At 64.5% G+C, this 2,286-nt stretch carries 2 protein-coding genes; one reads left to right on the forward strand and one right to left on the reverse strand.

All coding sequences use genetic code 11. From position 1 onward, the window contains the following. Positions 1 to 22 precede the first annotated feature (22 nt). Positions 23 to 1,114: a redox-regulated ATPase YchF gene (gene ychF / locus PMI12_RS25490; protein ID WP_007838310.1), complete on the reverse strand. Its 1,092-nt coding sequence runs from the start codon at positions 1,112 to 1,114 to the stop codon at positions 23 to 25. A gap of 208 nt (positions 1,115 to 1,322) precedes the next feature. On the opposite strand from ychF, the gene PMI12_RS25495 reads away from it, so the two are divergent. Further along, the gene (locus PMI12_RS25495; protein ID WP_007838312.1) at positions 1,323 to 2,267 is read left to right on the forward strand and encodes a sugar ABC transporter substrate-binding protein; all 945 of its coding nucleotides are present in this window, start codon (positions 1,323 to 1,325) and stop codon (positions 2,265 to 2,267) included. The last annotated feature ends 19 nt before the right edge of the window (positions 2,268 to 2,286 follow it).

Consider the following 2,286-nt stretch of genomic DNA (forward strand, 5'->3'; position numbering starts at 1 on the left):
CGCAGCCTGGGGGCGAGCCCTATTACGAACTGAACAGGAAGTTCATCACGTCGCCATCCTTCACGACGTATTCCTTGCCTTCCGACCGCATCTTCCCCGCGTCCTTCGCGCCCTGCTCGCCCTTGAAGGCGATGTAGTCCTCGAACGCGATGGTCTGAGCGCGGATGTAGCCCTTCTCGAAGTCGCCGTGGATCACGCCGGCCGCCTGCGGGCCGGTGTCGCCGATGTGGATGGTCCAGGCGCGCACTTCCTTCACGCCGGCGGTGAAGTAGGTCTGCAGGCCCAGCAGCTTGAAGGCCGCGCGGATCAGGCGGTTCAGGCCGGGCTCTTCCTGGCCGATCTCGGCGAGGAACATCTTCTTGTCTTCGTCATCCATTTCGGCCAGGTCGGCTTCGATCTTGGCGCAGATGGCGACCACGGGCGCTCCTTGCTTGGCGGCGTACTCGCGCAGGCGATCGAGGTAGGGGTTGTTCTCGAAGCCGTCTTCCGCCACGTTGCCGACGAACATCGCGGGCTTGGCGGTGATCAGCGTGAAGCTCTTCACCAGCGGCTGCTCTTCCTTCGTGAACTCGAGCGCGCGCACCGGCGTGTTCTCGTTCAGCGCGGCCTGGCAGCGCTCGAGCAGGCCGACGAGCTTCTGCGCGTCCTTGTCGCCCGAACGGGCCACCTTGGTGTGGCGGTGCAGCGCCTTCTCGACCGTGGCGAGGTCGGCCAGGCAGAGTTCGGTCTGGATCACTTCGATGTCGGAGATCGGGTCGACCTTGCCGGCCACGTGGATCACGTTCTCGTCGTCGAAGCAGCGCACCACGTTGACGGTGGCGTCGGTCTCGCGGATGTGCGCCAGGAACTTGTTGCCCAGGCCTTCGCCTGTGCTGGCACCGGCCACCAGGCCAGCGATGTCGACGAACTCGACGATGGCGGGCACGATGCGCTCGGGCTTGACGATCTCGCTCAGTTGCGCAAGCCGCGGATCGGGCACTTCCACCACGCCCACGTTGGGCTCGATGGTGCAGAACGGATAGTTCTCGGCCGCGATGCCGGCCTTGGTCAGCGCATTGAAAAGGGTGGATTTACCGACGTTGGGCAGGCCGACGATGCCGCATTGCAAACTCATGGGGGGTCCTCTTGGGTAACCGCCAATTTTAGGCGAGCGGGATTGCAGGCCGGTCCGGGCAGGGCTTCACCCCCTCCTTCCCTACCCAAAAACATCAGGGTTAGCCCCGATTAGCAAACGTTTGCGCAAACGTTTCCCTCGGCTAACATCGGAGCCCCCGGCAAAGACCGGCGTACCGCTCTGATCAACCATCCCAGGAGACATTCCCATGAAGTTCACCCGCCGTACCCTGCAAAGCGCTGCCGCCCTCATGCTGCTGGGCGCCATTGCCGGAACCCCCGCCTTCGCACAGGACAAGCCCAAGGTCGCGCTGGTCATGAAGTCGCTGGCCAACGAGTTCTTCCGCACCATGGAAGACGGCGCCAAGGCGCACCAGAAGGCCCATGCCTCCGAATACACGCTGGTGGCCAACGGCATCAAGGACGAGACCGACACCGCCGCCCAGATCAAGATGGTCGAGCAGATGGTGGCGCAGAAGATCAACGCGCTGGTGATCGCCCCGGCCGATTCGAAGGCGCTGGTACCGGTGATCAAGGCCGCCATCGACAAGGGCATCCTGGTGGTCAACATCGATAACCAGCTCGACGCGGCCGCGCTCAAGGAAAAGGGCATCCAGGTGCCGTTCGTCGGCCCCGACAACCGCGCCGGCGCCAAGCTGGTGGGCGATGCGCTCGCCAAGGAGCTGAAGGCCGGCGACAAGGTCGGCATCATCGAAGGCGTGTCGACCACCTTCAATGCACAGCAGCGCACGCTGGGCTATCAAGATGCCATGAAGGCTGCCGGCGCAACGGTGGTGGGCGTGCAGTCGGGCCAGTGGGAAATCGACAAGGGCAACACGGTGGCCGCCGGCATGATGCGCGAGCACCCCGACCTGAAGGCCCTGCTCGCCGGCAACGACAGCATGGCGCTGGGTGCCGTGGCTGCGGTCAAGGCCGCGGGCAAGACCGGCAAGGTGCTGGTGGTGGGCTACGACAACATCGGCGCCATCAAGCCGATGCTCAAGGACGGCCGCGTGCTCGCCACCGCCGACCAGTTCGCCGCCAAGCAGGCCGTGTTCGGCATCGAGACCGCGCTGAAGGCCATCGCCGACAAGAAGAAGCAGTCGGAGATGCCCGCCGAAGTGAAGACCGACGTGGTGCTGGTCACGAAGTAATGCTCGCCCCCAGGCTTCG

This window comes from Variovorax sp. CF313 (assembly GCF_000282635.1).
Lineage (GTDB): Bacteria > Pseudomonadota > Gammaproteobacteria > Burkholderiales > Burkholderiaceae_C > Variovorax.

Bases quoted from the DNA above. Each gene is read 5' to 3' on its own strand.
- PMI12_RS25495 (WP_007838312.1), top strand. From the start codon at position 1,323: ATGAAGTTCACCCGCCGTACCCTGCAAAGCGCTGCCGCCCTCATGCTG.
- ychF (WP_007838310.1), bottom strand. From the start codon at position 1,114: ATGAGTTTGCAATGCGGCATCGTCGGCCTGCCCAACGTCGGTAAATCC.